13 protein-coding genes and 1 tRNA gene are annotated in these 18,753 nt (G+C 59.2%); 9 read left to right on the forward strand and 5 right to left on the reverse strand.

Going from position 1 to position 18,753, the window contains the following annotated elements; translation table 11 throughout:
* Positions 1–15: 15 nt before the first annotated feature.
* The gene (locus HY795_10095; protein ID MBI4805572.1) at positions 16–2,703 is read right to left on the reverse strand and encodes a cation-transporting P-type ATPase; all 2,688 of its coding nucleotides are present in this window, start codon (positions 2,701–2,703) and stop codon (positions 16–18) included.
* A gap of 446 nt (positions 2,704–3,149) precedes the next feature.
* Positions 3,150–3,226: transfer RNA gene (locus HY795_10100), tRNA-Arg, on the reverse strand.
* Positions 3,227–3,337: 111 nt separating this feature from the next.
* On the opposite strand from HY795_10100, the gene HY795_10105 reads away from it, so the two are divergent.
* The gene (locus HY795_10105; GenBank protein MBI4805573.1) at positions 3,338–4,120 is read left to right on the forward strand and encodes a 3',5'-cyclic-nucleotide phosphodiesterase; all 783 of its coding nucleotides are present in this window, start codon (positions 3,338–3,340) and stop codon (positions 4,118–4,120) included.
* Positions 4,121–4,183: 63 nt separating this feature from the next.
* Here HY795_10105 and HY795_10110 read toward each other — a convergent pair whose 3' ends face one another.
* On the reverse strand, positions 4,184–5,806 hold the full coding sequence (locus HY795_10110) for an NAD(P)/FAD-dependent oxidoreductase (GenBank protein MBI4805574.1): 1,623 nt from the start codon (positions 5,804–5,806) through the stop codon (positions 4,184–4,186).
* 192 nt (positions 5,807–5,998) lie between these two features.
* On the opposite strand from HY795_10110, the gene HY795_10115 reads away from it, so the two are divergent.
* From HY795_10115 to HY795_10125, 3 genes are all read left to right on the forward strand, one after another.
* Positions 5,999–7,192 (forward strand): bifunctional folylpolyglutamate synthase/dihydrofolate synthase, encoded by a 1,194-nt coding sequence (locus HY795_10115; GenBank protein MBI4805575.1) that lies wholly within the window; start codon positions 5,999–6,001, stop codon positions 7,190–7,192.
* A gap of 276 nt (positions 7,193–7,468) precedes the next feature.
* Positions 7,469–8,881, forward strand: a complete 1,413-nt coding sequence (locus tag HY795_10120) for an L-seryl-tRNA(Sec) selenium transferase (GenBank protein ID MBI4805576.1) — start codon at positions 7,469–7,471, stop codon at positions 8,879–8,881.
* A gap of 6 nt (positions 8,882–8,887) precedes the next feature.
* Complete coding sequence (locus tag HY795_10125; GenBank protein ID MBI4805577.1) at positions 8,888–10,282, forward strand: aminopeptidase; 1,395 nt, start codon at positions 8,888–8,890, stop codon at positions 10,280–10,282.
* 167 nt (positions 10,283–10,449) lie between these two features.
* On the opposite strand, the gene HY795_10130 is transcribed toward HY795_10125, so the two are convergent.
* Together HY795_10130 and HY795_10135 are read right to left on the reverse strand one after the other, a co-directional pair.
* Complete coding sequence (locus HY795_10130; protein MBI4805578.1) at positions 10,450–11,787, reverse strand: FAD-dependent oxidoreductase; 1,338 nt, start codon at positions 11,785–11,787, stop codon at positions 10,450–10,452.
* 57 nt (positions 11,788–11,844) lie between these two features.
* Positions 11,845–13,440, reverse strand: coding sequence for an exostosin family protein (locus HY795_10135; protein ID MBI4805579.1), 1,596 nt, complete (start codon positions 13,438–13,440; stop codon positions 11,845–11,847).
* A gap of 481 nt (positions 13,441–13,921) precedes the next feature.
* On the opposite strand from HY795_10135, the gene HY795_10140 reads away from it, so the two are divergent.
* From HY795_10140 to HY795_10160, 5 genes are all read left to right on the forward strand, one after another.
* Positions 13,922–14,608 (forward strand): class I SAM-dependent methyltransferase, encoded by a 687-nt coding sequence (locus HY795_10140; protein ID MBI4805580.1) that lies wholly within the window; start codon positions 13,922–13,924, stop codon positions 14,606–14,608.
* 240 nt (positions 14,609–14,848) lie between these two features.
* A complete protein-coding gene (gene selB, locus HY795_10145) occupies positions 14,849–16,768 on the forward strand; it encodes a selenocysteine-specific translation elongation factor (GenBank protein ID MBI4805581.1) in 1,920 nt (639 codons plus the stop codon).
* A gap of 66 nt (positions 16,769–16,834) precedes the next feature.
* The gene (locus tag HY795_10150) at positions 16,835–17,329 is read left to right on the forward strand and encodes a hypothetical protein (GenBank protein ID MBI4805582.1); all 495 of its coding nucleotides are present in this window, start codon (positions 16,835–16,837) and stop codon (positions 17,327–17,329) included.
* Positions 17,330–17,343: 14 nt separating this feature from the next.
* Complete coding sequence (locus HY795_10155; protein MBI4805583.1) at positions 17,344–17,862, forward strand: hypothetical protein; 519 nt, start codon at positions 17,344–17,346, stop codon at positions 17,860–17,862.
* Between the two features lie 390 nt (positions 17,863–18,252).
* Positions 18,253–18,585, forward strand: a complete 333-nt coding sequence (locus HY795_10160) for a hypothetical protein (protein ID MBI4805584.1) — start codon at positions 18,253–18,255, stop codon at positions 18,583–18,585.
* Positions 18,586–18,753 lie beyond the last annotated feature (168 nt).

Raw genomic sequence — 18,753 nt, forward strand, 5'->3', positions numbered from 1 at the left:
TCAATCGAGTCTTTGTCAGGCTAGCTCGATCCGCTTTTCAAACTCCACCGCGAAATAGGCGATCACGCCTACTCCCGCCGCCTTGACCCAGCTCATGAGTCCGACCGGGGCCGAATGGAACATGGCGTTCATGGCCGGGAGATACGTGAACATGACCTGCAGCACCATCATCAGGGCGAAGCCACCCAGCAGCCACTTGTTTGTCCAAAAGCCAATCTCAAAGGGAGAGCGGGTGAAGGAGCGGCTGTTGAACAGGTAGAACGCTTCCACTAACACGAACACATTTACGGCCACGGTCCTGGCCAGAGCCTCATTGTTAGTGCTCGCGAGTTCCCACTTGAAGAGTCCAAAGGCGGCAAGCAGCAGGATCGTGCTAACCAGGAAGATGCGCAGAACCAATCGCTTGTCGAGGATCGGATGATCGGTTCGCCGGGGCGGCAATTCCATCAGGCCCGGTTCTTTGGGTTCAAAGGCCAGGGTTAGCCCGAGGGCCACGGCGGTTGTCATGTTGATCCACAAAATCTGCACTGGCAGAATAGGCAGGACCGTCCCCAAGAGGACAGCTACAAGGATGACAAGCCCCTCTCCTAGGTTTGTCGGCAATGTCCAGACGATGAATTTCAGGAGGTTGTCGTACACTCCACGGCCTTCCTCCACCGCCGCCTCAATGGTCGCAAAGTTGTCGTCGGTGAGGATCATGTCCGAGGCCTCCTTGGCGGCCTCGGTCCCACCCCGTCCCATGGCCACGCCGATGTTGGCCTGTCTGAGCGCCGGAGCATCGTTGACTCCGTCTCCAGTCATGGCCACGACCTCCCCTTGGCTTTGAAGGGCCATGACGAGCCTGAGCTTCTGGTCGGGATCCACGCGCGCGAATATGCTCGTTTCCAACGCCCTTGCCGTAAGCTCGGCGTCCGGCATCTCCGCCATGCCCGCCCCGGTCAGCACATCGCACGTAGCCGGGGTCTTGCAGGTCTGACCTCCAAGGCCCAGCAGACCGCCGATCGCGGCGGCGGTCAAGGCGTGGTCGCCGGTGATCATCTTCACCTTTACGCCCGCTCTCCTGAAGGAGGAAACCGCAGCCAGGGCTTCGGGTCTTGGAGGATCGATCATACCCTGCAATCCGAGAAACTCGAGGCCGGAAGAGATGTCCTGGTGGCCCACGGTCATGCTCCCCGAGGCCAGGCGCTTGCGGGCCATGGCCAGAACGCGCAGCCCTCTGGAGGCCATCAGTTCCGCTTCTCTCTGAACGGCAGGCGCGTTGAGGGGCAACGCCATTCCGTCGGCTCCGATTCGCGTCGATGCCCTGGTTAACACCGCCTCCACGGCCCCTTTGACATAAGCCACGGGATCGTTCCCCTCGCGGCTATGAAGCGTCGCCATGTACTGATGCTGCGACTCGAAAGCCAGCGTGTCCTGCCGGGGCAGCCGCCTGGACGCCTCGGCATGGTCGATTCCCCCTTTATGGGCCGAAACCAGGAGGGCGGCTTCGGTCGGGTCGCCGATGACGGTGTGTCCGCCCTCTATGGCATCGATGCGGGTGTCATTGCAGAGGATTCCGGCCAGGAGCGTTTCAGCCAACGCTTCGCTTAGTACTTCTACACCCTCAATGCGGCCTTCCACGGAGTACCCCGAGCCGCTGACCGCATAGGTCTTCTCGCCGGCAAAAATGTCAGTCACGGTCATCTGGTTTTGCGTCAGGGTGCCGGTCTTGTCCGAACAGATCAGCGTCGCTCCGCCCAGGGTTTCCACGGCGGGAAGCTTGCGGATGATCGCGCCGCGAGCCGCCATCCGCGAAACTCCCATGGCCAGGATGACGGTCACTGCCGCTGGTAATCCTTCGGGAATGGCCCCCACCGCCAGAGCCACCGCAGCCATGAACATCTCGGAGGCCGCTTCGCCCCTGACGACGCCCGCCAGGAAAGTAAGTCCGGCAAGAGCCAATATTGCCCAGAGCAGGAATGTGCTGAACTCCTCAATCTTCCGGGTTAAGGGAGTGGCAAGCTCGTCCGCCTGGGACACGAGGTTCGATATTCTGCCGATCTCCGTGCCTTCGCCAATGGAAACCACTATGCCGGTCGCCTGTCCGTACGTGACCAGCGTGGAGGCGTAGGCCATGTTTATGCGGTCGGCCAGTACCGTGCCCAGCGGTAGCGGGGCGGTGTCCTTTTCCACGGGAAGGGATTCGCCGGTAAGGGCGGATTCGTCCGCCTGGAGATTCTTGGAGGCAAGAAGGCGAAGGTCGGCCGGAACCTTGTCCCCGGAGCGCAGCAAAACAATATCGCCCGGCACCAGCTCCGCCGCAGGGATGCGCTGTACTGTTGAGGATCTCATCACCGTGGCTTCAGTGACCATAGACTTGGCCAGCGCTTCGAGCGCCCCGGCAGCCTTGGCCTCCTGCAAGTAGCCAACAATTGCGTTGATAAGCACGACTCCGATGATCACAAGGGAGTCGACGGGTTCTCCCAAGGCGGCAGTGATGATGCCAGCGCCAATGAGGATGTAAATCAGTGGCTGGTGGAATTGCAGCAAAAACCGCTTGAGAGGGGTTTTGCCTTTGCGTCCCTTAATGGCGTTAGGGCCAAACTCCATGGTTCGGCGCTTAACCTCCAAGGAATCCAGGCCTTTTTCAGATTCAGATTCAAGAATATTGACCACCTTGAGGGAATCGAGGTGGTGCCAGATTTTATCGGTCAATGAGTCCATGGTTCCCCCTCGTGCGTGGTCGCTGGAGGCCAATCAATGGAGAATATACACGGCTATGGGGTTCTTGTCATGCTTAAGAGGGCAAAGAGGTCGTCATTCAAAATGTAAGTGATGTTTTGATCTGCAAGGGGTGTTGCATGTTAAGGAAACCGATCCCAGATGATCGTATCTCACCTCTTTCTGAATTATTTGCCGCGTTTTGCCGGGTGAAGGGTGATACCAACCAGTAAAAGCTGTTTTATTTCCTGGCCTTATAGTTGCGTCACCCATTCATGGCATTCAAAAGGTCATCGGTTGATTCCCTCCCCCAACCCGTAGCTTCCGGCGCTGGGCCGCACATCTGCTAAATGTTAGCAGAAAATCACACGTAAATTCGGATGGTTGGCCAAAATGTTATCCAGGGTAAAAAAGGGGTTAGGCCAACAGGCCTAACCCCTCAAGTTACTTGGCGCGCCAGAAGGGATTCGAACCCCTGGCCGGCTGCTTAGAAGGCAGCTGCTCTATCCACCTGAGCTACTGGCGCGCGGGCATTCCTCCTACGCTCAAGCCCCATGCCCGGTCAAGAACGGTCCGCCGCCTTGACAGAAACAGTCCTTCCGGCCCAAAAACCATGAGCGAATCCCCTGGAGGGCACATGAAGCTACGCGTCCTTGGTTGTTCCGGCTCGGATCTGCCCGGACACAACCTCACGTCCTTTCTGATTAACGACCACATTCTCCTGGACGCTGGTTCTGTCACCTCCAATCTTTCACTCGACGAACAGGCCGCCATCACGGACATTTTCGTCACCCATCCGCACCTCGACCACATCAAGGATATCCTTTTCCTGGCCGACAACCTCATCGAGTTTTCCGGCCACCACAACCGCCCTCCAGTGAACATCCGGGGACTTCCCGAAGTGCTGGACGCCATTTCCACGCACCTCTTAAACGACACCATCTGGCCGGACTTCACGGTCATACCGGCCAACTCGCCGGTGCTCACCTATGTGCCCATGCCATCCAGAACCCCTATTTCCGTAGGCGGACTCACCTTTAGTAACTGTCCAGTGAACCACGCCAAGTTCGCCAGCGGATTCGTAGTGTGGGGCACGGGCGACGACGAGGTCCTGGCCTACACCGGAGACATCGGTCAAAGTCCAGGATGGTGGGAATACTTGGCCACGCTGCCGGTGATGGTGAAGAACCTCATCACCGAGGCGTCCTTCCCCAACCACCTGGAAGAGCTGGCATTGGTTTCCAAACACCTCACTCCCAGGCTTCTGCGCCAGGAACTGGAGCACCTGCCCTACAGACCCAAGCTTTACATTTATCACATGAAGTCGCCCTTTTCCGAACAAATCCAGGAAGAGCTCCATCTGGCCATGGACGGCTACTCCTACCACCTCATGCGCGAGGAAGAGTCCTTCGACTTCTAAATACCGTCCTTTTCTGCCCTCCGGCTTAAGCTCCCAACCGGGGACAGACCATGCTGGGGCTCTCTAGCCGGCGTTCTCCATCACATCCTTGAAGGCCTTCTTTCCCCCGGACATGGCCCCGGTGAACCCGCCCCCCGGGTTGCCCCAGGCACTTGCCAGATACAGCCCCTTAATGCCCGTCTTATTAGGCAGACGACTCATGAAGGAATTGCCCACCGTCTGGTTGTAGCCGTAGATCGCTCCCCCCTGGTTCAAGGTGAAGCGAACGTTGGTGAGCGGCGTGCTCGAATCGCGCATGACGATCATCTTGGAAAGCCCGGGGATTGCCCGGGTCTCGGCCATGTAGATCAGCATTTGCGTCAGCCGTTTCTTCTCCTCGTGGTAGGCTGTTTTGCGCCCGGCCAGATAGTCTGCCTCGAACGGCTTCCAATGGTCGTACCCGCAGAGCGCCACCAGGCAGATGCTGGAGCACCCTGGAGGAGAAAACCCTGGAACGAGGTTGTCGTAGAGCATCATGGAAAACCCCGACCGCTCGAAATCGCAGGCCATGCCCGCCCTGTAGTTGGCCTCCATGTCAGTCCCGGCGTAGAATGACGCTTCGGGTTCGGGAAAGCGCTTGGTTACGTCCTGGTCGAGCCCCAGCCACACGATGAAACTTGCCGGGCTCGGCTCCAGAGCATCGAGTCTGGCAACTTCCTTCTCATCCCGCGCTGATGGCGGAAGCAATTCGCCGAAAAGCTTCGGAACGCTTGCGTTGCACACCACCACGCCGGCTCTGTGCTCCTTCCCATCCCCGGTTCTCACACCGACAGCGTGGCCGTTTTCCACGAGGACACCCTTCACCAGCGTGTCGAGCAGAACCTCTCCCCCCGACTCCCTCACCGAAGCTGCCAGGGCATCGGAAAGGGCCTGGGATGTGCCCTTAACATACATCCCCCCGTACTCCAGGTACTCGGCAGTGGGATAGAGGTAGTAGAATGCGGACAGTCTGGAGGGGGGAAGACCGTAATAGCCGCAGCTCTGGGTGAGTACGGCCTTGAGCTTTTTGTCCCGGATGTGGCTGTCCACAAGATCCCCGATGGTCTTGTCCCTGATGAGCCAGAGCGTTGGGAACAGCTTGGGGAACATGCCTTTTTGGGCCTGCGGCAATCCCTTGGACAGTTCGTGCATCTCCCTGGCCACTCCCCGCCACATGGAGAAATACTCCTTCAAGCCAGCCCGTTCACCAGGGAAAAGCCCCGCTAGCTGGCGCTCGAAACCGTCCAGCCCGACTTTCGCCGGCACTTTCACTGAGAAACCCGGGAACCTGGACACCCAGGAATGAGGATGCTCCACGAGCTCCAGTTTTTTCATAATTCCCAGATCTTCAAGCATTTGGCGCGAGCCCGGAGTGGTCAAAGCCGAAGCGTGCAGGGACACCTCGCAGGTGAACTCCCGTTGCCCGGCCTGTCGCGGGAACGATGTGGCGTATCCGCCGGGAACGGAGTGCTGTTCCACAACGAGCGGTTTTAATCCGTTCTTGGCCATGTATGCTGCGCACGTCAGGCCACCAAGGCCGGCGCCGATGATGACGGCGTCGTAACCGCCGGATTCAGACTTGTTAGTCCGCCTTCCAGCGCAGCTCCACCCGGCCAAGCTTGCCGCAGCGGCCCAGGCCGAGAGTTGAAGGAAGAATCTGCGTTCCATGAATGCCTCCTGCTTGTAGAGCCTGGACAATAGCCAAAGGAGGAACGTTACGCCAGGGCTCTTGCCCCGGGCCATTTCCCGGCATATCCAGGCCCATCGCCTGTGCCGATCACGGAGGTTTTTTTGTCCTCAAGCCGTTTTGAAAGCTTCAACAGCTTCCTGGAGTATCTTGACTCCCTGGGCCTATTTCACATGGACCTGGGGCTACAGCGCATCTCCTCGGCGCTCGGCGCCCTGGGAATCACCCATGCTTCTGACGTGAGCATCCAGGTGGTCGGCACCAACGGCAAGGGGTCAACGTCCACGTTTCTGGCGCAAATTCTCACCACTTCGGGGTTGAAAACCGGGCTGTACACATCCCCTCATTTTCTTTGCCCGCGCGAGCGCATTCTGGTCGACGGCCGGGAGCTGCCTGAAACCGCCTGGCTGGAGGCGGCCGAAGCGGTGCTGCGCTCAAGCGAGGACCGCTCGCCAGAGTTCAGGCTCACCTATTTCGAGCTGCTCACGGTCATGGCGGCCTGGCTCTTTCGCGAACACGGCTGCGCCGCGGCAGTTTTCGAGGCCGGGCTCGGAGGAGCCCACGACGCCACCACCGCCCTGCGACACGACCTCACGGTGATTGCCCCCATCGGCCTTGATCACCAGGCCATATTGGGCCCCACCCTGGCTGACATCGCCCGGGACAAGGCGCGCGCCATGCGTCCAGGCGTTCCAGCAGTGACCGCTGACCAAAATCTCGAAGTCATGGCGGAGCTCAAAACCGTGGCAGCAGAAACTGGAGCCCCTTTGCATTTTGCGGGAGACATTGCCGACGCCGATGCAGCTGTATGGCCCACTCAGCCCGGCATGCCCGGACCACACCAGGCTGAGAACCTGAAATTGGCTCTTGCCGCTCATCACCTCCTAGCCAAGACGCACTGTCTTCCGGCCGGTCCGAAAGCCCTGCATCTGGCCGCGCGTGAAGCCTTCATTCCGGGCAGGCTCCAGATCATCCCTCCCAGCACCGGCTGGCCTACCTTCATACTGGACGGAGCCCACAACCTTCCGGGCCTGGAATGTCTGATCCACGCACTGTCCCACCTGGAAATAAAACCCCAGGCCGTCGTATTCGCCTGCCTGGGCGACAAGGACATAGATGCCATGCTCCCCCTGGTCCGTTCCCTGACGGACGGAACCATCATCGTGCCGGGCATCGATGCCCCGGGCCGGGCTTCGGACCCGATGGAACTGGCCGGGCGCATCGGTGAACGCGCCGTGCCGGTGCGCGACATGGCCGAGGCTCTGCGCATGGTGAAAGGAAGCGACGGAGTAGTGCTGGTCTGCGGATCGCTGTATCTGCTGGCCGAGGTATACAAGTTAAGGCCCCAGTGGTTGAAGAGGCGGTAGGTTGGAACGGGGCTTAGCCCCGGACCCTGCCAGGGGGGATGCCTACCAACAGGGTCATAACGGCTCCTACGCCTCCAACGGAGGCTAGGATCCGTAAGCCCCTGGACCCGGCGATAGCTTCGCGGGATTCATCGGACATCCGGCGATTCACGCGAAGCCATATGGGATTCCAAAGGGACTGGTCCCTTTGGCCGCCGGAGGATTCCCTTCCACCCACCATTTGCCATCCCCATTGATGTGGGCTAGTTCCCGGTATCTTTTAAGAGGATATCCAGCGTGAACACCCTCTACCGACTCCTGCCCTCCATGGACCGTGTGCTCGCCTCCCTGGACGGAGACCCGGCTCTTGCCGCCGCGCCCAGGCCCCTCATCCGCGAAGCGGCCCAGGCCTTCCTGGACGGGCTGCGCGAGGAGATCAAATCCGGGATCGAGACCGATGAATCCCGCTTGGCCTGGGAGACGCTCGCCCAGCGTATCGCCTGCTTTACGCGCGCCTACGTGCGCCCGCGCTTTCGCCGGGTGCTGAACGCCACCGGTGTGGTTGTGCACACCAACCTGGGCCGTTCGGTGCTGCCTCCGTGCGCCGTGGATGCAGTGGCCAGCGCCTGCCGTTACTACTCCAACCTGGAGTTCGACCTCGCCACCGGACAGCGTGGCAGCCGATACAGCCATGTGGAAGGGCTTCTCTGCAAGCTTACCGGTGCTGAGGCCGCCCTGGTGGTCAACAACAACGCCGCTGCCGTGCTCCTGGTGCTGGAGAGCCTGTGCAAGGGCCGCGAGGTTGTGGTCTCGCGCGGGCAGCTGGTGGAGATAGGCGGATCGTTCCGGGTGCCAGAGGTCATGGCCAAAAGCGGGGCCAACCTGCGCGAGGTCGGCGCCACCAACCGCACCCACCTGCGCGACTATGAGGCGGCCATCGGCCCCGAGACAGCCGCGCTCATGCGGGTGCACACATCGAATTTCCGGATCATCGGCTTCACCAAGGAAGTGTCCCTGGAAGAGCTGGCCGCTCTGGGATACGAGCGCGGCCTGCCGGTCATAGAGGACCTGGGCAGCGGCACGCTCTACGATTTCGCCCAGGCCGGGCTTCACGGCGAGCCCATGGTGCCCGAAGTGGTGGCCGCAGGCGCGGACGTGGTCACCTTCTCGGGCGACAAGGTTTTAGGCGGGCCCCAGGCCGGAATCATCGTGGGCAAGCGCGAGTACCTGGACATTATCCGGAAAAACCAGCTCACCCGGGCGCTGCGTATCGACAAGATGACCCTGGCAGCCTTGGAGGCCGTGCTGCGACTCTACCTGGATCCAGAGATGGCCCGGCGCGAAGTGCCCACGCTGGCAATGATCTGCGCCTCCCCGAAGGAGCTTGCCGAAAAGGCCAAAAGCCTGGCCAGAATACTCAAGCGCACGGTAGGCGAGCACTTCGACATCTCGCTTCGTGCCGGTGCCTCGCGTGTTGGAGGCGGAGCTTTTCCGGAAAGGGATTTGCCTACCACGCTGGCATGCTTATATCCGAAGAATTCGTCTCTCACCGTGGACGAGCTGCGCATGCGTCTATTGGATACCGACCCGCCCCTGACCGGCCGGGTCGAGGATGGCCTTTTCTGCCTGGACCCGCGCACGCTTTCCAGGGACGAATTTGCTCTTGTCGCTTCGGCCCTTGGCCAGGCTGCATTAAAGAATCACTGCTAAGGAGATATGATGAACTGCCTTGAACACGACTCGAAAAGCTGCTGGGAGGTTTACTCGTCCGCCAAGGACCGCAAGGCCATGGACGAACTCGCCAAGCGCTATGTGGAGTTCCTAACAGTCTGCAAGACCGAGCGCGAGACCATCGCCTATGTGAAGAAGCGTCTGCTGGAAGCCAAATTCAAGGAGAACACCAACGGAGAGTTCTCCGGAAGCGCCTGCTTCAAGATATTCAAAGGCAAGACCGTGTTCATTGCCCGCAAGGGTAAAAGGCCTCTGTCCAAGGGTTTCCGTCTGCTGGGCGCCCACGCCGACACCCCGCGCCTGGACCTCAAGCAGCGGCCCATCTACGAGGACTGCAACGTCTCCCAGGCCAAGACCCACTACTACGGCGGCATCCGCAAGCACCAATGGCTGGCCAGACCCCTGGCCCTGCACGGGGTGGTGGCCAAGACCGACGGATCAGTGGTGGAGATTCGCATCGGCGAGGAACCTGACGACCCGGTCTTCACCATTCCGGATCTGTTGCCGCACCTGGCCTACAAGCAGATGGAGCAGAAGCTCTCCGACGCCTTCGAGGCGGAAAAGCTCAACATCATCATGGGCCACGCTCCCTCCAAGGAGGAGATCGACGCCAAGAAGAACAACTCCAAGGCCTGCGTGAAGAACCGGGTGCTCACCCTGCTCAACGAGCGCTTCGGCATAAGCGAGACGGACCTCTACTCCGCCGAGCTCCAGGCCGTTCCGGCCGGCCCGGCCAGGTTCGTGGGTCTGGACGGCTCTCTCATCGGCGGCTACGGCCACGACGACCGGCTGTGCGTGTTCGCCGGGCTTGAGGCCATCCTGGCCGCGCCCAAGCCCGAGCACACCCAGATCGTTCTTTTCTGGGACAAGGAGGAAATCGGCTCCGAGGGGGCCACAGGCGCGCGTTCCAGGTACTTTGAGCACTGCCTGGAAGACCTTGTCGACGCCTGGGAGCCGGGAACAAGGCTGTCCAAGATCTTTCACGCCTCCAAGGCGGTGTCCGCCGACGTCAACGCGGCGCTCGACCCGGACTACCAGGACGTGCACGAGAAGATGAACGCGTGCCTTTTGGGCCACGGGCCCACCTTCAACAAGTTTACCGGGCACCGGGGCAAGGTGGGAGCAAGCGACGCCCACTTCGAATACGTGGCCTGGATCCGCGGGATCATGGACAAGGCCGGGGTGCCCTGGCAGATGGCTGAGCTTGGCAAGGTGGACCTGGGTGGCGGCGGAACCGTGGCCAAGTTCCTGGCCGAGCACTGCATGGACATCATCGATTTCGGCCCGCCCGTGCTCTCCATGCACAGCCCGTTCGAGCTGTGCAGCAAAGCCGATCTCTATGCTTCGCTCAAGGCCTACCAGGCATTCCTGCTGAGCTGAATCCAAACCCAAGCATGAGAAGAGCCCCGGCGCGATGTTCGCCTCGGGGCTCTCTTTGCAGCCATCAGACAGCGGCCGTTTGGCGTCCCACTTGCCGGAGGGGCAGCTCTGAGGAACTCAGACATGAGCGCGCCCGCCCAGGCCACCTCTTGTGGGGCATTATTTCATCATCCCCCGGCCGCGAGGAGAACTTCTCCGCGCTGGTCAGGCCGGAACTCATTCAGGAAAGTGTTAGCCGAGGCGACAACGCCGTCGATGTTGAGATAATCCCACGCGCCGCTCCGGCCCACCAGGTGGATTCCCTTGCCCGCCAGGAACTTTTTGGCGAAGGTTTTCAGACTGTGCAGCCCCACTGTGGGGATGGGATATGTGTGGGCCTGGTAGTGCGCGTCCACGGTCCTGATGTCGTCCATGGAGCGCAGCACTCCACGGCGCAGGAGATCCCGCACCACCTGCTCCGCGATGGCTGCCGGGTCGGCCGTCTGGCCGTCCTTCGCGGTATGTTCGGCCACCACAGCGGCCGGGAAATCGTCCGAGAAGTTGTGCATCATGGTGATGCGGTAGAATACCTCATCGTGCGCGAAGAATACCCAGTGACAGGAGTCGAAGTTCGCGAAGCTGCGCCCATCTTTTAGCCCGACCATGATGAACACCGTATTGTTGTGCCTGAGCTCGCGCCTGAGAGGCGCCAGTTCCCTGTAGGGCAGGGAATCGATTAGGGTCGTCAGCGGGATGGTGGAGATCAACTGTTTGAAGGCCCGAGCCTGGCCATCCACGAACTCGATCACATGCCCTCCCTCCGCCGGGACGATGCGGGAAACCGCCTTATCCATTTGCGCATGCGGACCTACCAGTTCGTAATAGTGATCCACCAGGGTCTGGACACCTCCCTTGGGGTAGAGAAACTTGGCCTGGTAGGCACGTCCCACGAAATTCTGGCCCATGGCGCCGCGTAACACCTTTTCAAAGGGCTCCGGTTCGATCTTGTTGGACACGAGGCGGGGGGATATCCTTTCGAGCGGACTGTTCCAAATCTTCTTGTTGTATGGAACCATGAAGCATCTGGCGATGCCCGAACCAAGACCCCTTACAATCCAGTCTTCGAGGCTTTTAAAATCCACCTTGTTGTTGGCGCGGGACTCCATATAGCCCACAACGCAGTCCTCCCAGTCGTCATCCGGCAGCTGATGCAGGCCGTTCTCGAAGGGGTAGTCCAATTGGTGCAATCCCTCGTTCGAGATATGGCAGATCTTCACCTGTCGGTCGCAGGATTGGTATCGTATGGGAAGCGAACGCAGGTACCCGGCGAAAGCGGGGTCCTTGCCATAGAGGGCGTGCACTCCAAGGTCCCAGGAGAAATGACCTGTACGGAGCGTTCTCGACAGCCCGCCCGGAACAGACTCTGCCTCGAAGAGGGAGAAGTCCCGCCCTCGTTTCGCCAGCTCCGAACCAATGTACAGGCCGCATATGCCGCCGCCCAGAATCGCCAGGTCGCCAAGTTCCATATGATCGCCTCGTTTCGATTCAAACATGACGTGACACGCCGTCCATTTCCGCTTCGGCTACGCTCCGGGGTTACCCGAAGGCCGTACAGGATACTGGGAGAGCCCTAACGGCGTATTGACCAATATCTGTGCGTTCGGTTTGAGAGTCCTTGCCCAAGCTTCGACCAGCGCCTCATTTTGTCCCGAGTCCTCTGTCGCTTCCATGAACAACAGATCAACGCTCCTGTCCCTAAAGAGCGTTGCTCCTTCACGCGGTGCTTCGGGTAACACGCGAACCATGTGTTCAATCCCAGCTGTAGCCAACACTGATTCGTCGCAGGCGCCTCCCAGAACGTAGGCCATGGCGTCCAGACGCAGTGAACCAATCATCCCGCTGGCAATCAGCGCCGAAGACAGTTCCCCTCGAGCACCGAGAACAACAGCCACGCCGTCGGGGGGCAGCGCGCTCCCGGCTTCGTAAATTGTTTCGATATCCTGAAATCGCAGAAGCCCCGGAATGCCGTTTGCCGTGATCCAGCCCGACCGGGTTGGGTCCTTTAATGCCTGGATTCCCCGGTTTACCCAGTATTGCCCGTTGCGCCCTACTCCATCCGGATCCAGCACGAGCGGCGCCAGAGCCTCTGGACGACGCAAGCGTTTTGGTGCGAGTTCGGACCGGATTTCGTGGGGCCTGGTCATCCAAACCCCTTGGCGACGCTCGGGCATTTTTCGAAGTGAACGCAGCATCCGTTCCGCGAGCTTGTCGTTGTCGAAGTGTCGCTCCCAGGTTTCCCTGGCCAGGAGGCACATGAGTTTGAGCTGCTTTGGAGTTTTTGACTGGAGCCACTGTTTGATGATGCTTCCAGCCTCATGCGCTCTGGACTCGGGGATGCGCAGGGAAAAGCTTCCGTAGTCTATCTCGTCTTCAAAGGGCAGGCAGCCGTCGTCGTCCACCAACACCGGGATTCGCCCCATGCACATGGCTTCATAGAACCGGAAGCAGATGTGACCGATCCCGCGTGGGCTCATAACCGCAAGGCTGCGTACCAGGGACTGGACGTACCGGGCTTCCATGGAGCGTTTTGATTCCCCTTCCGGCAAGTAATACCATGAAGATTTGGTGACATCGCTCTCCCTGGGCGTTTCGACGAATGCGTCGAGCCCCGGTTCGCTCACCAGGGAGCGCATAAGAGGGATACGCACCTCATGTTGGATTGAGCCGGTGAAGCTCACTTCGTGCCGAATCTTGGAAAAATCCAACCCCGGTGCCTCGTTACGGACGAAATCATGAGCGGGATAGGGAAAGGCCAGAGCGTTCGGGTCCCGGCGGGTGCGGCTGAGGCTGGTCTTGAAGATCACCGATTCGATCCCCACCGGGTTATCCAAGTCCCCTGAATCGTAGAAGACGTGCTTTCCCTCATAGGTCTGAAAGTACGGTAGTGTGTTGAGAAAATCGCGCAACCGGGCATACCCGAAATGCGCGATGAAATGGCAAAACTCCAAGGGGAATACGATCCAGTCCGCCTTTTCAGGATCATCCGTCAGCAAAGCATTATGGCGTTCCAACCACTCTGAAGAAGGGTCTGCAGGCAGACAAAGGGGAGTCTGCGCCACTCCGGGAGGCACGGTGAAAAAAACATCAGGCCGGTAGACCAGCAGTGTGATACCCTTCATGTCGCTCCCAACGAATCTTCCTGAAAGACAAACCTTTTAAGTATGCGCCCCGCTCTCACACGAACGCTCCAGCGGAACCACGACTTAAATGTCCTGTCATACCACAGGCCCGTTATCCGCCTGAACCAGGCACATATCCCCGGTATCGACCCCGCGGGTTTACCCTTTCCAACTGAGTGGAACGAGAATGAAAGTGTCAAAATTCCGTTCACTCAGGTTCTCAGGGGAGCACCGCACGGCCGAAATAATCGCTCAGTCAACAGGCGAGATCTCGTTCCACGAATGCCACGTCATCCAGCTTGTCCAAGTCGGGCAAAGCAGGCATATCCGCAGCATCCAGTCCCACTCTCCCAACGACACCCTTCATCAAGATTGGCTCCGGCTGGTGCGTGTCCGCATCCGAATATGTCCTTCTTCCCTCTGGATTCGTAATGCGGATCGCCTTCCCAAAAGCCCTCCGAGCAATTCCCATACCAACCGCATGAAACAGGAGAACAAGCGGCACGAATCATGCATTTGGTCCCAGACGGAGGACGCCATGCTCATACCCCACGCCCAGGACAAGTACCATTACCTCATCAATTTCTGTCACTGGCGCAAGGTTCACCATATTCCCGGGGACTTTGTGGAGATCGGCGCCTTGTTCGGCGAAGGTACGCAGTTGCTCTCGCACTATCTGTCCAAGGAATGCCGGAACAAGCTCCTCCACGTCATCGATGTGTTTGATCTTGATTTCGATCAGACCGCCACGGACCAGGGCTTCGTGATGAAAGAACTCTACAAGGAGTGGCTGGCCGAGAGAGGGGCTCCCTCGCAGTGGCTTCTCTATCTGCACAACACCCGGGGGCTCTTGAACGTCCGAACCCTGCGAGGAGATTCCAAGGCAGTCATCCTGCCCGCATCCAAAATCGCCTTCGCCTTTATCGACGGCAACCATCAGGCCGACTACGTCCAGAGTGATTTCAACATGATCTGGAACCGGCTGAGCCCAGGCGGAGTGGTGGCCTTCCATGACTACAAAGGCGACCTGCCCGATGTCACCCGCACCATAGACGAACTGGCCGAGCGCCATGCCACGGACCTTGAATACTCCAAGGCTGTTCCCAGGCAGTTTCTCTATTTCATGGTGAAACGCCGGCAACAGGGCCAATCCTCCATAGTCGCATAAATCTTCCTGGCCCTTTACAGACCGCGCCCATCCGGCGATACTTGGAAACGGCGCCTTAACAACCTGGTGCAAAAGTCGGTCTTCTTAAGCCTGTTCAAAAAGCCTGCTGGCAAGGCGTAGAAAAAAGTCAAGGCTGAAGCGTATTTGACATACGCGAAGGTTTGGCTTTTGCGCTGCAACACCGCCAGCGGGAATTTTTCAACAGGCTAGAGCGCCAATCCAAACCGTCTGGAGTCATTCATGCCGGTCATCATGGGCACGGCCGGTCACATCGACCACGGCAAGACCACACTCGTCAAAGCCCTCACAGGAATCGACTGCGACCGCCTGTCCGAGGAAAAGAAGCGCGGCATTACCATCGAGCTGGGCTTCGCCTTCATGGAGCTCGGTGGCCACCGCATTGGCGTGGTGGACGTTCCCGGGCACGAGCGTTTCGTAAAGAACATGGTGGCCGGCGCGGCCGGCATCGACTTCGTGGTCCTGGTCATCGCGGCCGACGAGGGCGTCATGCCCCAGACACGCGAGCACCTGGAGATCTGCACCCTTTTAGGCATCAAGCAGGGTGTGGTAGCGCTGACCAAGCTGGACGCAGTTGACGAAGAATGGCTGTCCCTGGTCACCGAGGACGTCAAAACCTTCCTGGCTCCGACATTTCTAGCCGATGCCCCGTTCATACCGGTATCCGCCCACACCGGCCAGGGTCTTGACGCGCTCAAGGCGGAACTCGCCCGCCTAACAGCTGAATTTACCCCCAAGCGCCGCTCGGACCTTGCCCGGCTGCCCATAGACCGGGTTTTCACCATGAAGGGGCACGGCACCGTAGTGACCGGCACGCTCATAGCCGGGCAGCTTAAAACTGGTGACGAAGCCATGCTTTTCCCCTCGGGCAAGCCAACCAAGGTGCGCGGCCTCCAGGTGCATGGCAACGCTTCCGATGTGGCCCTGGCGGGGCAACGCACCGCGGTGAACGTCTCCGGCCTGGAAGTGGAGGACGTTGAGCGCGGCGAGGTGCTCGCCCATGCAGGCACCCTGTTTCCAAGTCTGGCCTGGAACATGGAAATCACCTGCCTGGCATCCTCCCCCAGGGCGCTCAGGCATCGCGGCGAGGTCCATTTCCACCACGGAACCCGCGAGGTGATGGCCCGGCTCTATTTCCTGGACCGGGACAAGCTCGAACCCGGCCAGACCGCTCTGTGCCAGGCCCGTTTTGAATCTCCCCTGGCCGGCGTAAGCGGCGACCGATGCGTCATGCGCGCCTTTTCCCCGCTTCGTACCGTTGCGGGCGGGACCATACTCACCCCCCTGGCTGGCCGCATCAAACGCAACGGCCCGGAACTCGCCGATCTGGCCGCCTTGCCCCAGGCATCAACAGAAGATGTGATCCGCCTTCATCTTAAACTGCGTGGGTCTGTGGGTGCCAGCTTCGCGGAACTCATGGTTCTTACCGGCCTGGAAAGCCGCGAGTTGGACAAGACCCTCCAGGGCTTTTCCGGTAAGGGCCAGGCCAGCCTCTGGGACAAGGAGGCCAAGCTATGGATCTTGGGCGACGTCTTGGAAGGGCTCGGACTAAGCCTCATCCAACACATGGAGGCCTTTCACAAGCGCGAGCCCCTCAAACAGGGCGTCGCAAGGGGAGAGCTGGCCTCCACATGGGGGAAGAAACACCCACCGAAGCTCATGCATTTCCTGTTGGAGCGGCTGCTCAAGACCGGCGGTCTGTCCCAGGATCTGGAGCTGTTGCGTCTGCCCGCCCACACAATTCTGTTGGGGACTGACCAGGAGGATCTGCGCGCCAGGATTCTCGGGGTCTATCAGGTCGGGGGGCTGACCCCTCCCAACTACAAGGATGTTCTGGAGATGATGGGGCTTGGCCCCAAGGACGTCCAGCCTGTGTACAAACTCCTTCAGGACCAGGGATTTCTGGCCCGGGTCAAGGAAGAGATGTACTTTGCCACCTCGGCTCTGGAAGCTCTTAAATCCAAAGTGCTGGAGTACTTTTCCTCAAACCGGGAACTCGGCCCCCAGGAGTTCAGGGAGCTGACCGGGCTGTCGCGCAAGTTCGCCATCCCCCTGCTGGAATACCTGGACAAGGAGAAGGTCACTATCCGCGTCGGTGACAAACGCGTCCCCAGGGCCGTCACAAGCGGGGCGGGGGCTTGATTTTTTCCCGCATGGGGCTAAACCGCTCATGCCCCCCTGGGGCCAACCACTCACAAGGAGTCACTCATGGCCCGTAAAGCCTTGCTCATCGCTCTCGCCCTTATTCTCGCCCTGGCCGTCCCGGCCCTGGCCCAGAAAAAATCCGGCGACAAGACCCCAACGCCTCTTGCCTCCTCCCCTTCCGCAGCTGCTAAGGGACATGGTGAAGTCACCAATTTCGGCCAGCGCTGGACCGCCATGACAGACAAGGAACGTATCTCCTTTGTTGAAGGTATCGCCACGGCTTTTCGCATCCTCTGCCTGAACGTCACCTTTGGCGGACAGGATAGCGCCAAAAACCCGCAGGATGCCCAGAAAAGTTTTATGGATTGCTTTCTGGCTCAATTCCCTTACCAGCCGTACATGGTGAAGGATGCCATGAACAGCCTCTATCAGGACAAGGCCAACAATATCATTCCCTTCGACCTGATGTACGGGATGGCCCTGCTCAAAGTGAAGGGAGACCCCATCGAGGACAACCTGGCCAAGCTGCGTCAGGACCTTTCCAAGCGCGGCAAGTAGCCAAGGCTCAAGGCGTGAGCGCCCTGAACCTGAAGTTGGGCCAGTCTCTTGGGATTCGGCCTGCGGGAGAGGGGCCCGCGCCCGTGTTGGTCGGTGGGGGATTCGAGGTTTTCTTCTTCTATGGTGGAATCTCCCCCGGCGAGGTGCGCGGCTTTGCCAGCGGAGCCCTCACCTGTGGCGTCTATGTGGAAGAAGCGGTCCCTGTGCTGGTGCTGGACATCGAAGGTTTTGGCGGATTGGAGGTGGCCTTCAACATCTTTGCCGAACCTGAAGACAAGCGCAGTGCATTTTTTGAATCAACTCCGACGCTCGGCACGGCACACCTGGTTCTCTGCGACCACCCCGAATCCGTTGTCCGGGCGGTAAGGACCATCCATCCCGGCCCCCTGCTCATTTCCGAGATCAAGAAAGCCTGCCTGGACCAGCTGAGTCTCTACACCGACATTTCCCATTGCTTCAGAGCCATGAATCACCTGTACGAGACCATTACCCCCGAAGACATGCGCGAGCGCGTTCTTATGCGCCCGGCCTGAGCGAGTCATATTCGGATGGACCTCCACCGCGGCTCCATCCTCCGGAGCCCTGCCCCCCTCGTGCGATGCTTTCGGGAATGAACCGGAACCTCAGCCCGATTAGACAGCTCTTCTCCTTCCACGACTTCGGCCCTGCCGCAATTATTCCGATATATCACACCCAGAAAAGGGCCGCTGCCTGCCTACTGGACTCACACGCCCAGCAACAGACTTAATATTAAAGACAATTCGCCAAGGCATACGATTTGCTTTTAGAATCCTTAAGTTCGAACAACCCATCGGGAGGCTTTGTTTTCTCCATTATTGCCAAAAACCACCTCAATGCTATATGTAACTTATGGGCTCTGTTTTACGTCTTCAGTTGACGAACCTAAGTCCCAGGGAGGGGTCATGATTCGAATTGTCCTTGCTGTCGCGATGACCATCATCATCGCAGTTCCTGGCCCTGCTGGAGCCGTTTTAGCCCAGCAGAGGGTTACCACCAGCTACGTGGAAGAGCTCAGGAACAAAGTTGAAACTCAGCGGGACGCTTACTACCGCTTCGAATTGGCTGAGAAGGAAGCTCTGGAGGACGGCTCCGCTGAACGGGCCGCAGCATTTCGAGATGCCAAGGCCAAGGCATATGAAGCCTACCACTCCTTAAACGCTCAATTGCAAAAAGCTCAGTACGAAAAACGCGAACAGGAAAAACGACTCTCCGAACAAAATCCCGACTACCGCTAAAGCTTCTAGGTTCTTCCATTCTCTAGCCGGAGAGGCTTCCGTCCTCTCCGGCCCATTCTTCCCATATTTTTGTGATCTAGATCACATTTTTCATAGCTGAATGTGCTAATAATAGCGTATTCCATCAATTCATCACGCCCGCATTCCCGGGCCAGCAACGCAGGAGGG

The sequence above is a fragment of the Desulfovibrio sp. genome (assembly GCA_016208105.1).
In the GTDB taxonomy this organism is placed as follows: Bacteria; Desulfobacterota; Desulfovibrionia; order Desulfovibrionales; family Desulfovibrionaceae; genus Fundidesulfovibrio.